Source organism: Streptomyces sp. NPDC051364 (assembly GCF_040682115.1).
Classification (GTDB): domain Bacteria; phylum Actinomycetota; class Actinomycetes; order Streptomycetales; family Streptomycetaceae; genus Streptomyces.
Genome location: NZ_JBFBAH010000001.1, coordinates 600,910 through 622,014, shown reverse-complemented (window position 1 = coordinate 622,014; position 21,105 = coordinate 600,910). Strand labels below are relative to the sequence as shown.

21 protein-coding genes are annotated in these 21,105 nt (G+C 71.7%); 11 read left to right on the top strand and 10 right to left on the bottom strand.

Going from position 1 to position 21,105, the window contains the following annotated elements:
• Nucleotides 1-94 precede the first annotated feature (94 nt).
• From AB0M76_RS03020 to AB0M76_RS03000, 5 genes are all read right to left on the bottom strand, one after another.
• Nucleotides 95-1,171, bottom strand: a complete 1,077-nt coding sequence (locus AB0M76_RS03020) for an aspartate-semialdehyde dehydrogenase (RefSeq protein ID WP_365951217.1) — start codon at nucleotides 1,169-1,171, stop codon at nucleotides 95-97.
• Nucleotides 1,168-2,442 (bottom strand): aspartate kinase, encoded by a 1,275-nt coding sequence (locus tag AB0M76_RS03015; RefSeq protein WP_266665430.1) that lies wholly within the window; start codon nucleotides 2,440-2,442, stop codon nucleotides 1,168-1,170. Before AB0M76_RS03015 ends, AB0M76_RS03020 begins: the two co-directional genes overlap by 4 nt.
• Nucleotides 2,443-2,591: 149 nt before the next feature.
• Entirely contained in the window at nucleotides 2,592-3,248 is a 657-nt protein-coding gene (locus AB0M76_RS03010; RefSeq protein ID WP_365951216.1) for a DUF5063 domain-containing protein, read from the bottom strand.
• Nucleotides 3,241-3,840: a recombination mediator RecR gene (gene recR / locus AB0M76_RS03005; RefSeq protein WP_365951215.1), complete on the bottom strand. Its 600-nt coding sequence runs from the start codon at nucleotides 3,838-3,840 to the stop codon at nucleotides 3,241-3,243. Before recR ends, AB0M76_RS03010 begins: the two co-directional genes overlap by 8 nt.
• A 37-nt stretch (nucleotides 3,841-3,877) precedes the next feature.
• On the bottom strand, nucleotides 3,878-4,222 hold the full coding sequence (locus AB0M76_RS03000) for a YbaB/EbfC family nucleoid-associated protein (RefSeq protein ID WP_266665434.1): 345 nt from the start codon (nucleotides 4,220-4,222) through the stop codon (nucleotides 3,878-3,880).
• Nucleotides 4,223-4,477: 255 nt separating this feature from the next.
• Here AB0M76_RS03000 and AB0M76_RS02995 point away from each other — a divergent pair, with 255 nt between their 5' ends.
• Nucleotides 4,478-5,242, top strand: coding sequence for an SLATT domain-containing protein (locus AB0M76_RS02995; RefSeq protein ID WP_365951213.1), 765 nt, complete (start codon nucleotides 4,478-4,480; stop codon nucleotides 5,240-5,242).
• Nucleotides 5,243-5,453: 211 nt separating this feature from the next.
• Here AB0M76_RS02995 and AB0M76_RS02990 read toward each other — a convergent pair whose 3' ends face one another.
• The 4 genes from AB0M76_RS02990 to AB0M76_RS02975 all read right to left on the bottom strand — a co-directional run bounded on the left by AB0M76_RS02990 (nucleotide 5,454) and on the right by AB0M76_RS02975 (nucleotide 10,930).
• A complete protein-coding gene (locus AB0M76_RS02990) occupies nucleotides 5,454-6,104 on the bottom strand; it encodes a hypothetical protein (protein ID WP_133897356.1) in 651 nt (216 codons plus the stop codon).
• Between the two features lie 153 nt (nucleotides 6,105-6,257).
• Nucleotides 6,258-8,762: a glycosyltransferase gene (locus tag AB0M76_RS02985; protein WP_365951212.1), complete on the bottom strand. Its 2,505-nt coding sequence runs from the start codon at nucleotides 8,760-8,762 to the stop codon at nucleotides 6,258-6,260.
• Entirely contained in the window at nucleotides 8,759-9,439 is a 681-nt protein-coding gene (locus AB0M76_RS02980; protein ID WP_365951211.1) for a GntR family transcriptional regulator, read from the bottom strand. Before AB0M76_RS02980 ends, AB0M76_RS02985 begins: the two co-directional genes overlap by 4 nt.
• 108 nt (nucleotides 9,440-9,547) lie before the next feature.
• A complete protein-coding gene (locus AB0M76_RS02975) occupies nucleotides 9,548-10,930 on the bottom strand; it encodes an aspartate aminotransferase family protein (RefSeq protein ID WP_365951210.1) in 1,383 nt (460 codons plus the stop codon).
• 200 nt (nucleotides 10,931-11,130) lie between these two features.
• On the opposite strand from AB0M76_RS02975, the gene AB0M76_RS02970 reads away from it, so the two are divergent.
• From AB0M76_RS02970 to AB0M76_RS02960, 3 genes are all read left to right on the top strand, one after another.
• Entirely contained in the window at nucleotides 11,131-11,760 is a 630-nt protein-coding gene (locus AB0M76_RS02970; protein WP_365951209.1) for a DJ-1/PfpI family protein, read from the top strand.
• Nucleotides 11,753-12,229 carry a MarR family transcriptional regulator gene (locus AB0M76_RS02965; protein WP_365951208.1) on the top strand — a complete coding sequence of 159 codons (477 nt, stop codon included), beginning with the start codon at nucleotides 11,753-11,755 and terminating at the stop codon, nucleotides 12,227-12,229. The genes AB0M76_RS02970 and AB0M76_RS02965 overlap by 8 nt, the downstream gene beginning before the upstream one ends.
• A gap of 99 nt (nucleotides 12,230-12,328) precedes the next feature.
• Entirely contained in the window at nucleotides 12,329-12,730 is a 402-nt protein-coding gene (locus AB0M76_RS02960) for a nuclear transport factor 2 family protein (protein WP_266665449.1), read from the top strand.
• A 39-nt stretch (nucleotides 12,731-12,769) separates the two neighbouring features.
• On the opposite strand, the gene AB0M76_RS02955 is transcribed toward AB0M76_RS02960, so the two are convergent.
• On the bottom strand, nucleotides 12,770-13,285 hold the full coding sequence (locus AB0M76_RS02955) for a diadenosine tetraphosphate hydrolase (RefSeq protein ID WP_365951207.1): 516 nt from the start codon (nucleotides 13,283-13,285) through the stop codon (nucleotides 12,770-12,772).
• 231 nt (nucleotides 13,286-13,516) lie between these two features.
• On the opposite strand from AB0M76_RS02955, the gene AB0M76_RS02950 reads away from it, so the two are divergent.
• From AB0M76_RS02950 to AB0M76_RS02920, 7 genes are all read left to right on the top strand, one after another.
• Nucleotides 13,517-14,530: an alpha/beta hydrolase gene (locus AB0M76_RS02950; protein WP_365951206.1), complete on the top strand. Its 1,014-nt coding sequence runs from the start codon at nucleotides 13,517-13,519 to the stop codon at nucleotides 14,528-14,530.
• On the top strand, nucleotides 14,523-15,734 hold the full coding sequence (locus tag AB0M76_RS02945; RefSeq protein ID WP_365951205.1) for an acyltransferase: 1,212 nt from the start codon (nucleotides 14,523-14,525) through the stop codon (nucleotides 15,732-15,734). The genes AB0M76_RS02950 and AB0M76_RS02945 overlap by 8 nt, the downstream gene beginning before the upstream one ends.
• A 10-nt stretch (nucleotides 15,735-15,744) precedes the next feature.
• Complete coding sequence (locus tag AB0M76_RS02940) at nucleotides 15,745-17,046, top strand: sensor histidine kinase (protein WP_365951204.1); 1,302 nt, start codon at nucleotides 15,745-15,747, stop codon at nucleotides 17,044-17,046.
• Nucleotides 17,043-17,723 (top strand): response regulator transcription factor, encoded by a 681-nt coding sequence (locus AB0M76_RS02935; protein WP_266996099.1) that lies wholly within the window; start codon nucleotides 17,043-17,045, stop codon nucleotides 17,721-17,723. Before AB0M76_RS02940 ends, AB0M76_RS02935 begins: the two co-directional genes overlap by 4 nt.
• A gap of 87 nt (nucleotides 17,724-17,810) precedes the next feature.
• Complete coding sequence (locus AB0M76_RS02930) at nucleotides 17,811-19,172, top strand: histidine kinase (protein ID WP_365951203.1); 1,362 nt, start codon at nucleotides 17,811-17,813, stop codon at nucleotides 19,170-19,172.
• On the top strand, nucleotides 19,169-19,828 hold the full coding sequence (locus AB0M76_RS02925; RefSeq protein WP_365951202.1) for a response regulator transcription factor: 660 nt from the start codon (nucleotides 19,169-19,171) through the stop codon (nucleotides 19,826-19,828). The genes AB0M76_RS02930 and AB0M76_RS02925 overlap by 4 nt, the downstream gene beginning before the upstream one ends.
• Before the next feature lie 76 nt (nucleotides 19,829-19,904).
• Nucleotides 19,905-21,101 (top strand): cytochrome P450, encoded by a 1,197-nt coding sequence (locus tag AB0M76_RS02920; RefSeq protein WP_365951200.1) that lies wholly within the window; start codon nucleotides 19,905-19,907, stop codon nucleotides 21,099-21,101.
• Nucleotides 21,102-21,105 lie beyond the last annotated feature (4 nt).

Here is a 21,105-nt window from a genome sequence, read left to right as displayed (position 1 = left end):
GCGTACCCGCTCTTCCTGATTGCCCCGCCCGTCCCCAGGCGGCAGTCAGGCCATCACCTTGATCAAGGGATCAGCACTGATCCTACAAAGTGAATTACGCGAATTCACCAGCGATCAGTTCCGCGATCTGAGTGGCATTCAGGGCGGCCCCGTTGCGCAGATTGTCCGCGCACGCGAAGAACTCCAGGGAGCGCGGATCGTCGAGCGAGGCCCGCAGCCGTCCCACCCATGCCGGATCCGTCCCCGCCGCGTCCACCGGAGTCGGGAACTCCCCCGCCGCCGGGTCGTCCACGACGACCACGCCGGGTGCGGCCTCCAGGATCTCCCGGGCGTGCGAGGCGTCCACCTCGGCCTCGAACCGCGCCCGTACGCTCAGCGAATGCCCGGTCAGCACCGGCACCTGTACGCAGGTCACCGCCACCGGCAGCGCGTCCAGGTGCAGGACCCGGCGGGTCTGCGCCCGTACGGCCAGCTCGTGCGAGGACCAGCCGCCCTCGCGGAGCTCACCGGACCACGGGACCACGTTCAGGGCGAGCGGGGCCGCGAAGGGGCCGGCGTCCTCGCCCACGGCGCGCCGCACGTCCCCGGTCTGCTCCCCCAGGGAGGTCCCGGCGACCAGCGACAGCTGGCGGCGCAGCGCCTCGGAGCCGGCCCGGCCGGCCGCGCTCGCGGCCTGGTACGAGGAAACGGTCAGGTCGGCCAGCCCGTATTCGGCGTGCAGCGCGCCCAGGGCCGCGATCATCGAGGCGGTGACGCAGTCCGGGCTCGCGACGATCCCGCGCGGCCGCGTCCGTACGGCCCGCGCATTGACCTCGGGCACCACCAGCGGTACCTCGGGGTCCTCCCGGAAGGCCGCGGACTGGTCGACGGCGACGGCTCCGCGCGTGACGACGACGGGGGCCCAGCGGGCCGAAACCTCGGCCGGGGTCAGGAACAGCACCACGTCGCCCTGCCCGAAGCCCTCGAAGGCGTCCTCGGTGAGGGCGAGCACCTCGCTCTCCTCGCCGCGCACGGCCAGCATGCGGCCGGCCGAGCGCGGGGAGGCGATCAGGCGTATGTCGCCCCAGACGTCCGCCCGCTGGGACAGGATCTGGAGCACCACGGTGCCGACTGCTCCGGTCGCCCCGACCACGGCGAGCGCCGGAGCCGGGGTCGACCGGGTCGCGGTCATCGTCCGGTGCCTCCGTAGACGACGGCCTCGTCGCTGTCGGAGTCGAGGCCGAAGGCCGTGTGCACGGCGCGGACGGCCTCGTTGACGTCGTCCTGGCGGGTCACGACCGAGATGCGGATCTCGGAGGTCGAGATCAGCTCGATGTTCACGCCCGCGTCGGACAGCGCCTGGAAGAACGAGGCGGTGACGCCCGGGTTCGTCTTCATGCCCGCGCCGACCAGGGAGATCTTGCCGATCTGGTCGTCGTAGCGCAGGGAGTCGAAGCCGATCTTGCCCTTCGCCCGCTCCAGGGCCTCGATGGCCTTGTGGCCCTCGGCCTTGGGGAGGGTGAAGGAGATGTCCGTCAGGCCCGTGGACGCGGCGGACACGTTCTGCACGATCATGTCGATGTTGATCTCGGCATCCGCGATGGCGCGGAAGATCGCCGCGGCCTCGCCCGGCTTGTCCGGGACGCCGACGACCGTGATCTTGGCTTCGGAGACGTCGTGAGCGACTCCGGAGATGATGGCGTGCTCCACCTGCTCGTCCCCTTGCGGATTCTCGTTGCTGACCCAGGTGCCCGGCAGTCCCGAGAAGGACGACCGGACGTGGATCGGGATGTTGTATCGGCGTGCGTACTCGACACAGCGGTGCAGCAGCACCTTGGAACCGGAGGCGGCGAGCTCCAGCATGTCCTCGGAGGAGATCCAGTCGATCTTCCGGGCCTTCTTCACGACGCGGGGGTCCGCGGTGAAGACGCCGTCGACGTCGGTGTAGATCTCGCAGACCTCGGCGTCCAGCGCCGCGGCGAGCGCGACGGCGGTCGTGTCCGAGCCACCCCGGCCGAGGGTGGTGATGTCCTTGCTGTCCGCCGACACGCCCTGGAAGCCGGCGACGATGGCGATGTTGCCCTCGTCCAGCGCAGTGCGGATCCGGCCCGGCGTGACATCGATGATGCGCGCTTTGTTGTGGACCGAGTCGGTGATGACGCCTGCCTGGCTACCGGTGAACGACTGGGCCTCGTGGCCCAGGTTTTTGATCGCCATGGCCAGCAGGGCCATGGAGATACGCTCTCCGGCGGTCAGCAGCATGTCGAATTCGCGCCCGGCAGGCATCGGGGATACCTGCTCGGCGAGATCGATCAGCTCGTCCGTCGTGTCGCCCATCGCGGAAACCACGACGACCACCTGGTGGCCGTTCTTCTTGGCGTCCACGATCCGCTTGGCGACGCGCTTGATGCCTTCGGCATCGGCTACGGAGGAGCCTCCGTACTTCTGCACGACAAGGCCCACGTGCGCTCCTCGCTCAGTCCGTCTCATTGCTGGTGCAGTGTAACGAGCGGCCGCGTCCCGACCGCTTCGTACCACATCATGAGACGAACAGATCAAAGTTTGGGTTCCCGCTCGGCGGGTTCCCGACGGGGTTCCTGCTTCCCGTGGCCCTACTTCCCGTGCACGCCCAGCCGGGCACCGATTTCCTCGGCCATCACCCGTCCGGCCTGCTCGGCGAGGTCGTCCTCGGCGAGGTCCTCGTCGGTGTCCAGGCCGTCCAGGGCCTCCAGCGGCTGGTCCAGCCGTACGTGCGCGACCAGCGACTGCAGGGCGCGCAGGGTGGCCGAGGCCGTCGGGCCCCAGTTGGTGAAGTACGAGAACTGCCACCACCACAGCGCCTCGGTCGTCCGGCCCGCCCGGTAGTGCCCCAGCCCGTGCCGCAGATCGGCCACCACGTCGGCCACGTCGTCGGAGATCCGGTGCGGGACCGGGGCCTTGCGCGGCTCGTAGGGGTCGAAGACCTCCGAGTACACGTCGACGGGTTCCAGCATGTACGCGAAGCGCTCCCGCAGCACCTCCACGTCCGGCTCCGGACCGAGGTCGGGCTCGTAGCGCTCGTCGGGCAGGACGTCCTGGTACGCGCCCAGCCGGCCGCCCGCCAGCAGCAGCTGGGACACCTCCAGGAGGAGGAAGGGCACTGCGCTGTCCGGGTCCTCGCCCTTGGCCACCTCGGTGACCGCGACGATGAAGGACTCGATCTGGTCCGCGATCTGGACGGCGAAGTCGTCCGGATCCTGGCCCAGGGCGTGCAGCGTTGCGTCAGACATCGAGAAGTCGCCTTCCTTCAAAGGCCCGCCCGAGCGTGACCTCGTCCGCGTACTCCAGATCTCCCCCGACGGGGAGCCCGCTGGCCAGGCGGGTGACCTTCAGGCCCATGGGCTTGATCATGCGGGCGAGGTACGTGGCGGTCGCCTCGCCCTCCAGGTTCGGGTCGGTGGCGAGGATCAGCTCGGTCACCTCGCCGTCCGCGAGGCGCGCCAGCAGCTCGCGGATGCGCAGGTCGTCCGGGCCGACGCCCTCGATCGGGCTGATCGCGCCGCCGAGGACGTGGTACCTGCCCCGGAACTCGCGGGTCCGCTCGACCGCGACGACGTCCTTCGGTTCCTCGACCACGCAGATCACCGTGGTGTCGCGGCGCGGGTCGCGGCAGATGTTGCACCGCTCCTCCTGCGCCACGTTCCCGCACACGGCGCAGAACCGAACCTTGTCCTTGACCTCGAGCAGCGCGTGCGCGAGGCGCCGGACGTCGGTGGGCTCCGCCTGCAGGATGTGGAAGGCGATCCGCTGCGCGCTCTTGGGCCCGACGCCGGGCAGCCTGCCCAGTTCGTCGATCAGGTCCTGGACCACGCCTTCGTACACGGACTGCCTTCTTTCGGTATGGGTGGGGGTGGAGGAATCAGAACGGGAGACCGGGGATGCCGCTGCCGCCGCCCAGGCCCTGGGCCAGCGGGCCCAGCTTCTCCTGCTGCAGCGCCTGGGCATTCTCGTTGGCCGCCTGGACCGCCGCGACGACCAGGTCGGCGAGGGTTTCGGTGTCCGCCGGGTCCACGGCCTTCGGGTCGATCACCAGTGCACGCAGTTCACCGGAACCGGTGACGGTCGCCCTCACCAGGCCGCCGCCGGCCTGACCCTCGACCTCGGCCTGCGCAAGCGCTTCCTGCGCCGCGGCGAGGTCCTGCTGCATCTTCTGGGCCTGCTGGAGCAGCTGCTGCATGTTGGGCTGGCCACCACCGGGAATCACAGGTCACTCACTCCGTAGCATCGGGACGCTTGGTCAATCCGAGCCTACGTGCTCACCGCGCGGCGCGCCCTACGCCGTGAGGACCAACTCTTTCGAGTGAGAGACGGGGCATGCGCGTACCTGATGGAGACCTCCTTGCGGGCGGAAAACCTGGGATTCGTCGCCCATCGGCCGCCATTCGAAGGTAGGAAGAGCATGCGCATCATTGCGCACACGCGCACCACCACACGTCAGCGCAGGCAGAGGGAGTGCCGGGTGAGCCAGCCGGAGATGCAGCCCGAGGGGCCACCCCGGGATCCCCGGGAACCCCGGGACTCCCGGGAGGAGGGCAGCGGACCGATGGCGGCGGGCGATCTGACCGGCGGGCCGTTCCCCCTCGGGGACTGGGGCGAGCCGGCCGAGCGGCTGGACGAGCTCTACCGGCGGGTCGAGGCCGATGCGCTGCGCACCGCGGAGTGGTATCTGTCCGACCGGGCGTGGAAGCGCCGGGGCGCGCGGATCCTGCGGGTCGGCGCGGCGGTGGGGGCGGTCGCAGGTGCCTCGGTGCCGCTGCTGGAGCTCACGGGATCCGCCACGGGCGCGATGCCGTACGGCTACCTGTCGCTGCTGCTGGCCGCGGCCTGCCTGGCCTGCGACCGCTTCTTCGGCCTGACGTCGGGCTGGATGCGGGACGTGGCGACGGCGCAGGCGGTCCAGCGCCGCCTCCAGACGCTCCAGTTCGACTGGGCCTCGGAGAACGTACGGGAGGTCCTGGGCCCCACGGAGGGCACGGCGAGCGAGGCGGCGGAGCGCTGCCTCACCGTCCTGCGGCGCTTCTCGGAGGACGTGACGGAGCTGGTGCGGTCCGAGACCGCGGAGTGGATGGTGGAGTTCTCCTCGGGCCCGGCGCCGCTGGTGATGCAGTCGCTCGGCGCCCCGTCGTCCCGGGCCGATGCAGGCCTCCCCCCGACCCGCTTCCCCCTCCCCCCGGGCACCCGCCCGAACATGCCCCGCCAACGCCCTCCTGAACAACCCCGCTGAAAAACCCCGCTGAAAAATCCAGCCCTTCCGGCGTTCGAGGCGCGGGGGTTCGGGGGCGGCGCCCCCGACAGCGGCGCCGCAGTCGGACGCGGGGTTTGGGGGAGAGCCTCGGGATACGGAGAAAGGGCGGGGCGGGGAGAGACTCCGCACAGCGGAAACCATGCCCCCGCCCCGGCGGCCCCCGCGGAAAGGGGCGGCGGCAGCGGCCGGCTCAGCTGAAGATGATCATCGACCCTTGGCCCAGGCTCCGCGTCGCAGCCGCATGCAGCCCCAGCCAGACATGCCGCTCCCGCGCAAAAGGACTCTCGTCATAAGGAATCGGCCCCGCCGGCTCCTCCAACGACGTGGCCCGCCCCGGCGCCACCGGCGCCACCGGCGGATTCCCCGGGTCGATCCCGATCGCCGGCGCCACCACCATCAGCTCCCGCAGCAACCCCTGCGCCGATCCCAGCGGCCCGCCCCCGGCCAACAGCTCCTCGTTGGCCAGCGGAACCGCAAAGTCCACCGGCACGTACGCCCCGGCATGGTCGTAGTGCCACACCAGATGCGACTGCTGCGCCGTCGGCTCGAACATCTCCAGCAGCTGCTCGTAGTCCCCGCCCAGCTCGTCCACCGGCGTCACCGGCAGCCCGCAGATCTGCAGCAGGTACGCCCGCCGCAGGAAGTGCAGGGCGTCGTAGTCGAAGCCGGCGACGGGGGCCACGTCCCCGCTCAGGCCCGGCATGTACGCGAACACGGGCACGGACGGCAGCCCCGCCTCGCCCAGCGCCTTGTCGTACGAGGCGATCTCTTCCGCGAAGGGGTTGTCGGGGCTGTGGCACAGCACGTCGACAAGGGGGACAAGCCACAGGTCACAGGCCACGCGGGCTCCGATCAGTCGTTGTCGCCGATTCGGCCAGCGTAGTGCGCCGAACACCCTCCGCGAAGGGCTGCGCAGAACCTGTAGCCGAACCCTTGGCGAACCGGCGCCGGAACATGGGCCACAACCAGGCAGAACCCGCTCCTCAGCCGCCCGCTACACCTGCCCCGGACCCACCCTCCAGACCCATACGTCCTGCACCTTCTCCGGCTGCCGCCCCAGCAGCTCGCTGATCATGCCCCGCAGCTCGGCCTCCCGGTCCTGGAGCGGCAGCACGACCGCGCCCGCCTTCCAGAACTCCAGGTCCTGCCGGGCCTGCTCCCGCCACTGTGGGGTGATCTCCGGCGGCTGCGCCCCGTACCGGACGTCCCGCAGGAGGTTCGAGAGGTGCCGCGGAGTGGCCCCGTAGATGCCGATCCGGTCGGGCCCCCACGGGCCGTTGAAGTAGCCGCCGGCCAGCCGGAAGCCGAAGTCCGCCTCGACCTGCCAGTGCAGCGCGTCCGCCTGGCCCGGGTCCGGCAGCGGTACCGGAACCAGTGCTTCGCCGTCCTTGACGTAGCCCTTCCACGCGCCCGAGGCGATGAACGCCGGCACCGGCGCCCGCTCCCGAACGGCCAGCGGCAGCGGCAGCACCGGGATCAGCGCGGCCGCCACCCCGAGCAGGCCGAGCGTGCGCAGCTCGCGCGTCCGGACCCGTACGATCCGGTCCAGCGCGAGCGCGAGCAGTACGCCCAGTACGGGGGCGCACACCATCGCCACGCGCCCCTCGATCACCGACTCGAACAGCGGCAGCTTCACCATCAGCTGCCAGGGCCCCGGCAGCACGACGTCCGTCCGCGGCACGGGCACCCACGGCCCCAGCGACAGCAGCAGGGCCACGGCGCCGGTGATCGCGAGGGCGCGGACGACCGTACGCCGCCACATCCACACGCACACGGCCACGCCGAAGGCCAGCAGGGGCCACCCGTAGAAGGCGTTCTGCTCGGTGGTGTTCAGCGAGAGCCGGCCCGCCGTCTCGGCATCGCCGAAGAGGGAGCGGGCGGCGTACTCGACCAGGGCGCGCGGGCTGTTCCCGGCGTTGTCCCCGTGCAGCACCGAGTGGTAGCTCTGCGGGCCGAAGAACTGCCAGTACAGCGGGAAGATCAGCAGCGGCACGCAGACGCCGGCGGCGATGACCAGGCCGAGGCCCAGCGGCCGCGCGGCCTCGAGGGCGCGCCGGCGGTCGACCAGCAGGTACGCCAGCGAGAAGACCAGCATGCCGAGTGCGGCGATGAGCAGCGGCTCCTCGCCGAGGAAGATCTGGTACGTCGCGAACAGGCCGAGCAGGACGCCGTCCCGGACCACGTTGCGACCCTCGCACAGGCGCAGGGCCCGGTCGATGATCAGCGGGATCGCGAAGAGGACGACGAAGTTCGGGTGGCCGTTGGCGTGCGAGACCATCGGCGGCGCGAACGCGGCGAGCGCCCCGCCCGCGGCGGCGGCCCAGCGGCTGTGCACGAAGCGGCGGCGGATCAGCCAGTACCAGGTCCAGGCGCTGGCAGCCATGCCGAGCGTGAGGACCAGCGCGAAGGTGACGGTCTCCCCGAACAGGAGCGTGACCGGGATCAGCGGGACGGTCAGGCCGAGCATGGTCGCGTTGGCCATCAGGTTCACGCCGTCGGGCATGCCCTGGGCGGTGGTGAAGAGCGGATTGCGCAGGTGGGTGATGTTGTCGGTGGCGACGCCGACGAACCACTCCCACTGGTTCTGGTCCTGGAGCGCGTCCTTCAGGTAGCGGCCGTCGAGATCCGCCCACAGGCCGTGGAAAACGTAACCGGAGAGCACGAGGAAGACGGCGGCGACGGCGAGGCCGCCGGCGTTCAGCCGGAACAGCTCCGCGAGCGCGCGGCGCCGGTCGCCGGCGGTCCGGCGGGGCTTGGCCGCGGGCTTGGGCTCGGGCGTCGGATGCGCAGTGCGGCCCACGGGTACCTCGGCCACGGGCCAGCCCTGGTGGCGCACCCAGCGCAGCACCTCGGCGTCGATGGCCGGGCCGTCGAGGACGGAGGCGCCGAAGGCGGCGCGCGCCCGGTCCCCGTCGAAGAGCGCGAAGCCGCAGGTGTCGGAGCGGAAGCCGGGTATCCCGGGGATGCCCAGGGCTCGGACCAGGCGGTTTCCCGTCCGGCCGAGCGCGGCGGCCGCGGGCTCGCCGCCGCTCCGGTTCTTCTGGCTCTTCTGGCTCTTCTGGCTCTCCTGGCCCTCCTGGCCGAGGGCTTGCTCCAGCCGGTCCAGCTCGGCCAGGGGCGTCCCGAGCCCGGCGTCGGTCAGCAGCACCCGCTCCCCGGCGGAGGCCAGTACTCCGGCACGCAGCGCGGCGCCCCTGCCGCGGTGGTGCTCGGAGCGAACCAGCCGGATCCGGGGCTCGTCGGCGGCCGCGGCCTCGACTACGGCGGCCGTGGCGTCGGCGGAGCCGTCGTCGGCGACGAGGAGCTCCCAGTCGCCAGGTCCGGTGCCGAGGCGGGCGTCGAGGTGCTCGCGGACGGCGTCGAGGGTCGCGCCGATCCGGTGCTCGTCGTCGTGGGCGGGGATGACGACGGAGAGCCCGACGGCACCCAGCCAGGCCGGGGCAGCCTCGGTGCCGGTCGCGCCGGTGTCGGTCCCGCCGGTCGCTGCCTGGCCGGTCATGCGCCGACCGCCTTCAGGCCCGCGGCCCAGTCCAGCCCGTGCCGGTTGTACGCGTACACGAGGCTGCGTACCTCGTCGGCGTCGGCGCGGGTCACCGCGTCGACCAGTTCGTTGTGGCCGGACCACAGTCCGGTATGGAGATCCGGCGCCGCCTTCAGGTGCGGTACGGCGAAGACCCAGCACTGCACCCGGATCCGGTGCAGGAATTCCGAGATGTACGTGTTGCCGACCAGCCCGCTCAGCTCCCTCCAGAAGCGCAGGTCGTAGCCGATCAGCACTTCGAGCGAGCCGCTCTGCGCGGCCCGGCACGCCTCCTCGGCACGACGGCGCACCGACACCAGCATTTCGCCAGAGCCGGGCGCGGTGCCGCGCTCGACGAGCCGCCGGAAGATCCCGTCCACGATGAGCGTACGGGCCTCGATCATCCCCCGGTAGTCGTCCACGGTGTAGACGCGCACGCGGAAGCCCCGGTGCTGTACCGATTCCAGCAGCCCTTGGGCCGCGAGGTCGACCAGTGCCTCGCGCACGGGGGTCGCGGAGACCTCGTACTGCTCGGCGATCTGCTTGACCGTGAACTCGGTGCCCGGTGGCAGGCGTCCCGCGAGCACCTCGTCACGCAGCGCGTCCGCGATCTGCTGGCGAAGTGTGTTGCGGGTGACAGCGCCGCTGCCTGACATAAGGGTCCGTCTCCTTAAGTGAACTTCGGACACCTTAGGCCAGGCAGCTCGGCTGAAACCGATCGAACGCGGACCGTTCGCGGACCGTTGTCGATCAGCTGCCGTCGATCATGCGGACGTGGTGTGCCGGTCCGCGACCGTCAGCGCCTCGTCCAGCAGGGCCAGGCCCTCCTTGGCCTCCGCCTCCGTGATGGTGCACGGCGGGACGACGTGCGTCCGGTTCATGTTCACGAAGGGCCACAGGCCGGAGGCCTTGCAGGCCGCCGCGAATTCGGCCATCGGCGCGTTGTCGGCACCGGCCGCGTTGTAGGGGACGAGCGGCTCGCGCGTCTCCTTGTCCCGTACGAGCTCCAGGGCCCAGAAGGCGCCCAGGCCGCGGACCTCGCCGACCGACGGGTGCCGCTCGGCGATCTCGGCGAGCGCCGGGCCGATCACGTTCTCGCCGAGGTGGGCGGCGTGCTCGACGACGCCCTCCTCCTCCATGGCGTTGATCGTCGCCACGGCGGCCGCGCAGGCCAGGGGGTGGCCGGAGTACGTCAGGCCGCCGGGGTAGGGGCGCGTGGCGAACGTCTCGGCGATGGCGCCGGAGATGGCGACGCCGCCGAGCGGCACGTACCCGCTGTTCACGCCCTTGGCGAAGGTGATCAGGTCGGGGGTGACCCCCCAATTCTGGGCGGCGAACCACTTGCCGGTCCGCCCGAAGCCGGACATGACCTCGTCGAGGATGAAGACGATGCCGTGGCGGTCGCAGAGCTCGCGTACGCCCGCGAGGTAGCCGGCCGGCGGGGTCATGATCCCGGCGGTGCCGGGCACGCTCTCCAGGATGATCGCGGCGATGGTCGCCGGCCCCTCGAAGGCGATGGTGTCGGCGAGGTGCGCGAGGGCGCGCTCGCACTCCTCGGCCTCGGTGGTGGCGTGGAACGCCGAGCGGTAGAGGAACGGGCCCCAGAAGTGCACGACCCCGGCGGCGGCCGTGTCGGAGGGCCAGCGGCGCGGGTCGCCGGTCAGGTTGATCGCGGCGGCGGTGGCCCCGTGGTACGAGCGGTACGTGGAGAGCACCTTCTGGCGGCCGGTGTGCAGCCGGGCCATCCGTACGGCGTTCTCGACGGCCTCGGCGCCGCCGTTGGTGAAGAAGACCTTGTCCAGGTCGCCCGGGGTCCGCTCGGCGATGAGGCGTGCGGCCTCGGAGCGGACGTCGACGGCGAAGCCGGGCGCGAGGGTGCAGAGCCGGGCGGCCTGCTCCTGGATCGCGGCGACGACCTTGGGGTGCTGGTGGCCGATGTTGGTGTTCACCAGCTGGGAGGAGAAATCGAGAAAGCGGTTGCCGTCGTAGTCCCAGAAGTACGACCCCTCGGCCCCGGCGACGGCGAGCGGGTCGATCAGGGCCTGGGCGGACCAGGAGTGGAAGACGTGGGCGCGGTCGGCGGCCTTGACGGCCGCGCCGTCGGCGCGGGAGGTGCCGAGGGCGTCGGAGGCGACGTGAGGGGTCATGCGGCCACGCTAAAAGTGCGCAGGTGGGAAGGGATATCGGCGGACTGTCTGCGGGTGGGGGCCGGGCCTCGGCAGTCTGTCTGCACGTGTCTGCACGGAAGGCATTGATTGACAGCATATTGACAGCATATTGACAGCACACTGCCGTTATGACAGTCTGCTGTCATACACCAGGAAGAGCAGATGGAGGAGGCGACGAGATGACCACTCCCCCCACCAGGCCGGTCCACTTGGCGGTCTACGACACGTACGCGGACTGGGAGACCGGGCACACCACGGCACACCTGGCCCAGCGCGGCCACCAGGTCCGTACGGTCGGCTTCGCCGCCGGAGCGCCGGTCACCACCATGGGCGGCGTCCGCATCCAGCCCGACCTGGCCCTCGCGGACCTTTCCCCCGAGGATTCCTCGCTCCTCATCCTGACCGGCGCCTCGCTGTGGGACTCCGGCAACGACCTGGCCCCCTTCGCGGCGAAGGCGCGCGAGTTCCTGGCGGCCGGGGTCCCGGTCGCGGCGATCTGCGGAGCCACGGCAGGGCTCGCCCGGGAGGGCCTGCTCGACGCCCGCGCCCACACCAGCGCGGCTTCCTTCTACCTGGCGCAGCAGCAGGGCTACGCGGGCGCCGAGCGGTACGTCGAGGCCGACGCGGTGACGGACGGCGACCTGATCACGGCCGGCCCGACGGAACCGGTGGCCTTCGCCCGGGAGGTCTTCGCCCGGCTGGACGTCTACAAGCCGGATGTCCTGGACGCCTGGTACCGCCTGTTCCACGACTCGGACGCGAGCGCGTTCCCGGTCCTGATGGCGGCTGCGGAGCGCGGGGATGCCTGACTCCCCGCCGGAACCCCTGTCGGTACGGGCCCGGCAGGACCTGCTGAGCCGCACCGCGCTCGGGGTGTTCGGGCTGAACGGCCGGTTCCTCGCGCTCTCGGAGGAACTGGCCCGGCCGGCCGGGCTGACCGCGGCCTGGTGGCAGGTGCTGGGCGCGGTGCTCCAGGAGCCCCTGCCGGTGGCGGGCATCGCCCGGGTCATGGGCATCACCCGGCAGAGCGTCCAGCGCATTGCGGACCTGCTGGCGGCCAAGGGCCTCGCGGAGTACGTCCCGAACCCGGCCCACCGGCGCGCGAAGCTGCTCCGCCCGACGGAGGAGGGCCGCGCCGCGGTCGCCCGCATCGCCCCGGCCCACGCCGCCCTGGCCGCCCGCCTGGCCGATGAACTGGGCGAGGCCGCCTTCGCGGAAACGGTCCAGGTCCTGGACCGCCTCACGAAGGCCGTGGACACGCTGCTGGCCGACGCGTGATGCGGGCGGCGGACGGCCGCCGTACCGGATTATGTCGAGGTCAATAATCCTGCAGGCAAAGCTTGTTGCCCCCGTCGCCCCCATCGCACACTGCCCCCCATGGAGCCGCTGACCGTAATAACTCAACTGTGGGAGCGGATCGACGCCCGCGACTGGCCCGCCGTATCCCGTCTCATCGCCGAGGACGCAGTCATCGAATGGCCCGTCAGCGGCGAACGCATCGTCGGCCGGGACAACTTCATCGCCGTGAACAGCGACGAGGCCTACACGGACGAGAGATCCGTCAAACTCCTGCGCATCCTCGCGGACGGCGACCTCGTCGTCACCGAGGTGGAGATCCCCCAGGAGCACGTCGTCTACCGCGCCGTGTCGCTGTGGACCGTCCAGGACGGAGAGATCGTCGGCGCCCGCGAGTACTGGACCAGCCCCGGCCAGGACCCGGCCCCCCGCTGGCGTGCGGCCCTCGTCGAACCGCTCGCGGAGCCGCTGGTGGCAGACTGAGCCGCGTAGTCGCAGTACTCGCGGCGTACGGGCCGGGGCTCAGCCCTCGGCGAGCCGGTCCAGCTCCTCCCCGATGGCTACGCGCAGCGCGTCGTGCCGGTCCGCCAGCTCGTACCGGCTCCCCCTCCAGTACTCCTCCTGCTCGTACAGCCACACCGGCATCCGGACCATGTCGGCGGGCTCCCACTCGTAGCGCGGCCAGATGTGGGCGTGGAGGTACGGGTCGGTGTTGCCCAGGATCTCGATGTTCACCCGGCGGAAGGCGGGGTCGAGCCGGCGGCAGGCCCGTTCGACGGCCTCGGCGAGGCGGTCCATGTCGGCGAGGTACGCCGTCCTGCGCGCCCGGGGCAGGTCCGAGAGCCGGGTGACCGACGGGTCGTCGGTCAGCAGCACCGCGTACCCGGGGAGGAACTGCCGGTCGCCGATCACGGCGAATCCCTGGTCGAGGCGGCGCAGGACGGTCGGGTTCTCGCCCCGATGCGCGCTGCCTATACGGTCGTTGCGCCAGTCGGCGCAGTGACTGGCCTTGTGGTTCCCGCTGTTGCCGTTGGTCATCCCGGGACCTTAGTCGACCGCCTGCGGGATACCTCCCGAAGGATGACCGCCCGCTGCTCCCGTGGCTCTCAGGTTTCCCCTGTCATACCTGAGAGCTATCCGAAAAGGCCGTTCCCCAGCGGGACGCCGACGATGCCCCTCAATTCCTAACTTCGGTACCAGAGAAGACGCGAGGTCAGCCCCTCGCGAGTTCAGCCCCCTCTGGATCGAGCGAAGGAACAGGGACCCGACATGACCCGCCCCGCAGGACGCCTCGCAGGACGCACAGCAGGACGCCCCGATGGCGGCCGTGCCGGACGCCCCCGCGGCCGTCTGCGTCGTACCCTGCTGGCCGGCCTCGTCGCCGCGGCCGTCGTGCTCCCCGTGTCCGCCGCTGCCTCTCCCGATGTCCCCGCACCCGCGCCCGTCGCCTTCGCCGAACACACCGCGCTCCCTGACCGGTACGCCGGCAACCGCGGCAACCTCGCCGAGGCGGCCCGCATGGCGCAGGACGCCGGCCGCACGGGCCGCGCCGCGAAGCTGCGAGCCATGGAGGCCGACGGGACGGCCCGGTTCCTCGCCTTCGACGGCCGCGGCAAGGGGCGGGCCGTCGAGGTGATCGGCGATCTGGAGACCGCCGACCGGGTCGCCGTCCTGGTGCCCGGTTCCGACACCACGCTGGACACCTACCAGAGGTTCCGTGCCGGGGCGGTCGCCCTGCAGCAGCGCCTCCAGGCCGAGCACCCGCGCTCCGCCGTGGTCGCCTGGCTCGGGTACGACACCCCCGGCACGGTCAGCACGACCGTCCTGACCGCGGACCGGGCGGATGCGGCCGCCGCCGAACTGGGCCCCTTCCTCGACCGCTTGGGGCAGGCCGCCGCACCCGGCGCGCGGCTCTCGCTGCTGTGCCACTCGTACGGCTCGGTGGTCTGCGCCCGGACCGGCACCGGCCCCCAGGTCACCGACATCGCCCTGTTCGGCAGCCCGGGCACGGGCGCCGGATCCGCCGCCGAGCTGCCGACCGGCGCCCGGGTCTGGGCCGGGCGGGGCGGCGCCGACTGGATCGGCCATGTCCCCCATGTCCGCCTGGGCGGGGTCGGCTTCGGCACCGACCCCGTCGACCCCGCCTTCGGAGCCCGGCCCTTCGACGCCGGCTCCGGCGGGCACAGCGACTACCTCAAGCCCGGCACCGCGTCCCTCGACAGCCTGACCCGCATCGCCTTGGCCACCGCCGCCCCGACCACCCCGGAGGTACCCCGTGCGTAAGCTCCGCGCCCGCTGGTCCGTCCTCGCGGACCGCATCGACGCCGGCACACCGCCCGGCCGGGACCGGACCGTGGACGCGCTGCGGGCCTTCGCCATCCTCGGCGTGGTGCTGGGCCACTGGCTGGTGACCGCCCTGACCACCGCCGACGGCGGCCTGAGCACCACCAGTCCGCTGGCCCACCTGCCCTGGCTGGCGCCGGTGTCCTGGCTGTTCCAGACGCTGGCCGTGTTCTTCCTGGTCGGCGGCCATGTCGCCGCCCGCGGCCACGCCTCGGCGCGGGAGCGCGGGATCCCGTACGGGGCGTGGGTCGGGCAGCGGCTGTCCCGGCTGTTCCGGCCGGTCGCCGCGGTGCTCGCCCTCTGGGCCGTCACTGCGGGCGGGATGCTGCTCGGCGGGGCGGAACTGAGCACCGTCCAGACCCTGGTCAAGCTCGTCCTCTCCCCCCTCTGGTTCCTCCTCGTCTTCGCCGTGCTCACCGCCGCCACCCCGCTCGTGGCCCGGCTCAATCCACTGTGGCCGCTGGCGGTGGTGGCGGGCGTGGACGTGTGGCGGTTCGGCCTCGGCGGGCCCGAGTGGATCGGCTGGGTCAATGTGGCCGCCGGCTGGCTCGTCCCCTACACCCTGGGCGCCGCCTGGTCCCGCGGGGCGTTCGCCCGGCGGACCCCGGCCGCGCTGCTGGTGGCCGGGGGCGCGGCCGCCACCGCCGCGCTGGTGATGTGGGGCGGGTACCCGGCGTCCATGGTCGGCGTCCCCGGGGCCCCGATATCGAACCTCAACCCGCCGACGCTGGCCGCCGTCGCCTTCGGCCTGGCCCAGTGCGGGCTGGCCCTGCTGCTCCGCGGGCCGCTGGACCGTGCCATGCAGCGGCCCCGGGCCTGGGCGAAGGTGGCCCTGATGAACCTGTCCGCGATGACGATCTTCCTGTGGCACCAGACCGCGATGATGGCCGTCACCGCCCTCGGGCTGCTGGCCCCCGCAGATCTGCCCGGACTGCACACCGTGCCCGACTCCGCGCAGTGGATAGCCGCCCGGCTGCTGTGGCTGCCGGTGTTCGCCGCCGCGCTGGGCGTCTGCTGGGCCGCGTTCCGCACGTACGAGCAGACCAGACGGCCGAAGCGGACCACCTCCTCCCGCCCGGTCACGGGCTCCCGGACGGTGCCCCGAGCCCGGGCGGCAGCCGACGAGGTGATCAGCCATGCATAGGCTGGACGGCGTGAACCAGCAGACCGAGCCGCCCGCCGCCGAGCACCGCACCTTCCTGCTGCACGGCCTGGCCCGGGAGCTGTTCACGCTGAAGCGGGATCCCCTCCCGAAGATGTCCCGGCCTCGCTGGCTGGCCTGGCTGCCGCATGTGGTCCTCACCTACGCGGCCATCCCCTGCGGGGTCCTGACGGGGATGCAGCTGAATGACCACTACGGGGTCTTCGGCGCGGCTGTGCTGGGGCTGTCGCTGCTGACGTCCGCGTCGATCCTGCTCAGCATGGTCCAGCCGATCGCCGCATGGTGGCTCGGCCTCGTCACCGCGGCTCTGGTCGCCTGGGCCATCCACGACCACGTCGGTCAGGGGCAGTCCTGGCCCTGGACGCCCGCCGGGCCGTTCACGTTCGCGCCCCTGATCCTGATGGTCGCGCTGCGGGTGCCGCCCCGGGTGACCGTCTGGGTCATCGGCATCACGCTCGCCCTGTCCGGACTGGCCGAGGCCGTGCTCAGGCCGCCGCAGAGCCAGACCGTCGTCGCGGGCGTGGCCATTCTCTTCGGGTTCGTGGGCATCCTCGGGTACGCCCTGCGGGCCACGCGCCTGGCCCGGGGCAAGCTCGTCGAGCAGGAGACGCTCACCGAGGAGGAGCGGGCCCAGCGCACCCTGCTGGAGGAGCGCAACCGGATCGCCCGCGAGCTGCACGACGTCGTCGCCCACCACATGTCGGTGATCTCCATCCAGGCGCAGGTCGCCCCGCACCTGGTGGAGAACCCCTCCGAGGAGCTCAAGGAAAACCTGGCCGGCATCAGGGAGAACGCCCTGGAGGCCCTGACGGAACTGCGCCGAGTCTTGGGCGTGCTGCGCTCCGAGCAGCCGGACGATCCGGCGAACCCGCACCATCCGCAGCCCACCCTCGCCGAACTGGACGGCCTCGTGGACAACGTGCGCAGCGCGGGGCTGGCCGTCACCACCGAGATCGCGGGCATCCGGCGGCCGCTCGCCCCGGGCGTCGAGCTCACCGCGTACCGGATCGTGCAGGAGGCGCTGAGCAACTGTCTGCGCCATGCGCCCGGTTCGCGGGTGGAGGTCGGCATCGCGTACGGGCCGCGCGAACTGCACCTGTGCATCGCCAACAGCGCCCCGACCCGGCCGGCGCCGCCCTCGCACGGCGCCGGGCATGGTCTGCTGGGGATGCGGGAGCGGGCGGGCATGCTGGGGGGCGAACTCGCCGCCGGTCCGCGCCCCGGCGGCGGGTACGAGGTGAGCGCCGTGCTCCCCATGGATCCCGAGACGAAGAAGGACGAAGAGGAAGCATGAGCACTCCGGCCGACCCGATCAGGGTGATGATCGCCGACGACCAGATGATGGTCCGGCAGGGCTTCACCGTCCTCCTCAACGCCCAGCCCGACATCGAGGTCGTCGGCCAGGCCGTGGACGGCGCCGACGCGGTGGCGAAGGTCGGCGAACTCGGCCCGGACGTGGTCCTGATGGACATCCGCATGCCCGGGATGGGCGGCATCGAGGCCACCTCCGTCATCACGGCCGCCCCGGACGCCACGGTCAAGGTGCTGGTGCTGACCACCTTCGACCTCGACGAGTACGTGTACGAGGCGCTGCGCGCGGGGGCTTCCGGCTTCCTCCTGAAGGACGCATCGGCCGACCAGCTCGCGGAGGCGGTCCGGGTGGTGGCGGCCGGCGAGGCGCTGCTCTCGCCGAACATCACCAAGCGGCTGATCACGGAGTTCTCCCGGATGGGGGCGCCGCGGGCACCCTCGAAGGCGCGGATCGACGAGCTGACCGAGCGGGAGACCGAGGTGCTGTCGCTGATCGCGCAGGGCCTGTCCAATGCGGAGATCGCCGGGCACCTGGTCGTGGCCGAGCAGACCGTGAAGACCCATGTGGGGCGGATCCTGGTGAAACTGGGCCTGCGGGACCGCACCCAGGCCGCGGTGTTCGCGTACGAGACGGGGCTGATCCGTCCGACGGGCTACTGAGTAGCCCGGGTAGTACCTGAGAGGGAGGCCGGGATATCCCCTTCAGCGGCGACGCGGACGAGGGGGCGGCCGACCTACGGTGTGTGTATGACCGAGACGACCTCCCGGGCGACCCCCCGGACACCCGAGTTCCGGATGGCCTCCGGCCTGCTCCAGAGCCTGCGCCAGGATCTGATCACGGACGCCTTCGCGTACCGGCCGCTGTCGCCGATGCGCACCGACGGGCCGGTGACGCGGCGGCTGCCGGAGCGGATACGGCCGTCGTTGGCCCATCTGCCGCATGCGGTCGTGGGTTTCCTGGCGTTCTTCGTCGTGATGCTCACGTCCACCAACACCGACGAGTTCGTCGCACCGAGCAGCTCGCTCGTGATGGGGCTGATCGCTGCCACGCCGGTGCTGATGACCCTGGTGCGGCCCGTGGGGGCGTTCTGGGCGGCCGGGGCCGCCACCGGGGTGCTCGCGGTGGTCGGCTCCAACAACGACGTGTGGCCCTGGTCGCCGGGGGCCTTCGCCTGCTACTTCGTCACGGTGACCATCGCGGCGATGCGGACCAGGCCCCGGGCGGCCGGCTGGATGTGGGTGATCACCCTGGGGATCGGGATCGCGATACCGGTCGTGCTCGGCCGGGGGGAGCCCGTCGAAATCATGCCCATGGCCTTCCTCCTGGCGGTCTCCCTGCTGGTGGTCACGGTCCGCAACATCCGCCGGGAGGCGGAGCAGGAAGTCAGCGCGCAGCAGGAGGTGACGGCCGTCGAGCGGGACCGGCGGACGCTGCTGGAGGAGCGGACGACGATCGCGCGGGAGCTGCACGACGTGGTGGCCCACCACATGTCGGTGGTGGCGATCCAGGCGGAGGCCGCGCCGTACCGGGTGAAGAATCCGCCGCCGGAGCTGGAGGCGGCGTTCGTCACCATCCGGGAGAACGCGGTGGCGGCGCTGACGGAGCTGCGCCGGGTGCTGGGTGTGGTGCGCTCCGCGGACTACGAGGCGCCGGATGCCCCGCAGCCGACGCTGGCCTCGCTGGACGGGCTGCTGGCCAATGTGCGGGAGGCCGGGCTGAGCGTGGAGAAGACGGTCACGGGTGCGGTGCGGGAGCTGCCGCCGGGCGTCGAGCTGTCGGCGTACCGGATCATCCAGGAGGCGCTGAGCAACACGCTGCGCCATGCGCCGGGGGCGGCGGCCTCGGTCGAGGTCTCGTACGTGCTGGGCGGGTTGGGCATACGGGTCGTCAATGCGGCGGCGACCGGGGATGTGCGGCCCTCGACGGGCGCCGGGCACGGGATCACCGGGATGCAGGAGCGGGTGGCCATGCTGGAGGGGGAGATGACGGCCGGGGCGACCGCGGCGGGCGGGTACGAGGTGGCGGTGTTCATACCGGTGCGCGGACGCCAGGACGGGGCGCAGGAGTCGGCGCAGGGGTCAGGGCAGGAATCGGGGAAGTCGGCATGACGATCAGGGTCCTCATCGTCGACGACCAGATGATGGTCCGGGAGGGCTTCTCCGTCCTGCTGAACGCGATGGACGGCATCGAGGTGGTCGGCGAGGCGGTGGACGGCCGCGAGGCCATCGCCCAGGTGGCGGCGCTGCGGCCGGACGTGGTGCTGATGGACATCCGGATGCCGGTGATGAACGGGCTGGAGGCGACACGGGAGATCGTCGCCTCCGACACGGACGCGAAGGTGCTGGTCCTGACGACCTTCGACCTCGACGAGTACGTGTACCAGGCCCTGCGGGCCGGGGCCTCCGGGTTCCTGCTCAAGGACGCCTCGGCGCGGCAGCTGGCCGACGGGGTGCGGGTGGTGGCGTCCGGTGAGGCGCTGCTGGCGCCCACGGTCACCAAGCGGCTGATTCTGGAGTTCTCGAAGCTCTCGACCCCGCCGAAGCTCGCGGATCCGGCGGGGGTCGGGGAGCTGACGGAGCGGGAGACGGAGGTGCTGGTGCTGATCGCGCAGGGGCTGTCCAACGCGGAGATAGCGGACCGGCTCATCGTCGCGGAGTCCACGATCAAGACGCACGTGAGCCGGATCCTGGTGAAGCTGGGCCTGCGCGACCGCACCCAGGCCGCGGTCTTCGCCTACGAGACCCGTCTGGTGACGCCGTCGTGAGCAACAGCAGCATGACGGCGTGAGCAACATGACGACGGGTCACACCTTGTACGGGGTGACGTCCTAGGCTGCGGGGATGGGCTTTGATCCGTGGGATGCCGCGTTTGTCGCCGATCCGTACCCCGCCTACCGGGAGCTGCGCGAGCAGGGCCGTGCCCTGTGGTTCGAGGCCACCGGGCAGTGGCTGGTGCCGCACCACGCCGATGTGAGCGCGCTGCTGCGCGACCGCCGGCTGGGCCGGACCTACCTGCACCGGTTCTCTCACGAGGAGTTCGGGCGCGAGGCCCCGCCTCCGGAGCACGAGCCCTTCCACGTCCTCAACGGGAACGGCCTGCTGGACCTGGAGGATCCCGCCCACGCACGCGTGCGGCGGCTGGTGTCCAAGGCGTTCACCCCGCGGACCGTGGAGCAGCTCGCCCCCGCCGTGGACCGGCTCGCCCGGGAGCTGGTCGGGCAGCTCCTCGCCGACGGGGGCGGGGACCTGCTGACCGTAGTCGCCGAGCCCCTGCCCGTGGCGGTGATCGCCGAGCTGCTCGGGGTGCCCGAGGCGGACCGGGCGCTGCTGCGGCCCTGGTCGGCGGACATCTGCGGGATGTACGAGCTCCGGCCGGACGAGGAGACCGCGCAGCGGGCGGTACGGGCGAGCGTGGAGTTCAGCGCCTATCTGCGCGAGCTGATCGCGGAGCGGCGCAAGGAGCCCGGCGAGGATTTGATCTCCGGTCTGATCGCCGCCCACGATGAGGAGGGACGGCTCAGCGAGCAGGAGATGATCTCCACTTGTGTGCTCCTGCTGAACGCCGGCCACGAGGCCACCGTGAACACCACCGTCAACGGCTGGTGGACCCTTTTCCGGCACCCCGAGCAGCGCGCCTCGCTCGATTCCGAAAAGTTGTCCACAGCTGTGGATGAACTCATGCGCTACGACACTCCCCTGCAGATGTTCGAGCGCTGGGTGCTGGACGACATCCGGATCGGCGACACGGTCGTCCCCCGCGGAGCCGAGGTCGCGCTGCTCTTCGGGTCCGCGAACCGGGATCCTGCCCGGTTCGACGACCCCGACGCCCTGGACCTCGAACGGGCCGACAATCCGCATCTGAGCTTCGGGGCCGGGATCCACTACTGCCTGGGCGCTCCGCTCGCGCGCCGCGAGCTGACCGCCTCGTTCGGGGCCCTGCTGGCAGACGGAGTCCCGCCCCTGAAGCTCGTAAGAGAGCCTCGGTGGCGGGACGGGTACGTCATCCGCGGTCTGGAAGAACTCCTCGTGGAGTTCTGAGGAA

Coding starts and splice junctions, on each gene's coding strand:
- AB0M76_RS03020 (WP_365951217.1), bottom strand. CDS start 1,171: ATGACCGCGACCCGGTCGACCCCGGCTCCGGCGCTCGCCGTGGTCGGG.
- AB0M76_RS03010 (WP_365951216.1), bottom strand. CDS start 3,248: ATGTCTGACGCAACGCTGCACGCCCTGGGCCAGGATCCGGACGACTTC.
- AB0M76_RS02985 (WP_365951212.1), bottom strand. CDS start 8,762: ATGACCGGCCAGGCAGCGACCGGCGGGACCGACACCGGCGCGACCGGC.
- AB0M76_RS02980 (WP_365951211.1), bottom strand. CDS start 9,439: ATGTCAGGCAGCGGCGCTGTCACCCGCAACACACTTCGCCAGCAGATC.
- AB0M76_RS02975 (WP_365951210.1), bottom strand. CDS start 10,930: ATGACCCCTCACGTCGCCTCCGACGCCCTCGGCACCTCCCGCGCCGAC.
- AB0M76_RS02970 (WP_365951209.1), top strand. CDS start 11,131: ATGACCACTCCCCCCACCAGGCCGGTCCACTTGGCGGTCTACGACACG.
- AB0M76_RS02965 (WP_365951208.1), top strand. CDS start 11,753: ATGCCTGACTCCCCGCCGGAACCCCTGTCGGTACGGGCCCGGCAGGAC.
- AB0M76_RS02960 (WP_266665449.1), top strand. CDS start 12,329: ATGGAGCCGCTGACCGTAATAACTCAACTGTGGGAGCGGATCGACGCC.
- AB0M76_RS02955 (WP_365951207.1), bottom strand. CDS start 13,285: ATGACCAACGGCAACAGCGGGAACCACAAGGCCAGTCACTGCGCCGAC.
- AB0M76_RS02950 (WP_365951206.1), top strand. CDS start 13,517: ATGACCCGCCCCGCAGGACGCCTCGCAGGACGCACAGCAGGACGCCCC.
- AB0M76_RS02935 (WP_266996099.1), top strand. CDS start 17,043: ATGAGCACTCCGGCCGACCCGATCAGGGTGATGATCGCCGACGACCAG.
- AB0M76_RS02930 (WP_365951203.1), top strand. CDS start 17,811: ATGACCGAGACGACCTCCCGGGCGACCCCCCGGACACCCGAGTTCCGG.
- AB0M76_RS02925 (WP_365951202.1), top strand. CDS start 19,169: ATGACGATCAGGGTCCTCATCGTCGACGACCAGATGATGGTCCGGGAG.
- AB0M76_RS02920 (WP_365951200.1), top strand. CDS start 19,905: ATGGGCTTTGATCCGTGGGATGCCGCGTTTGTCGCCGATCCGTACCCC.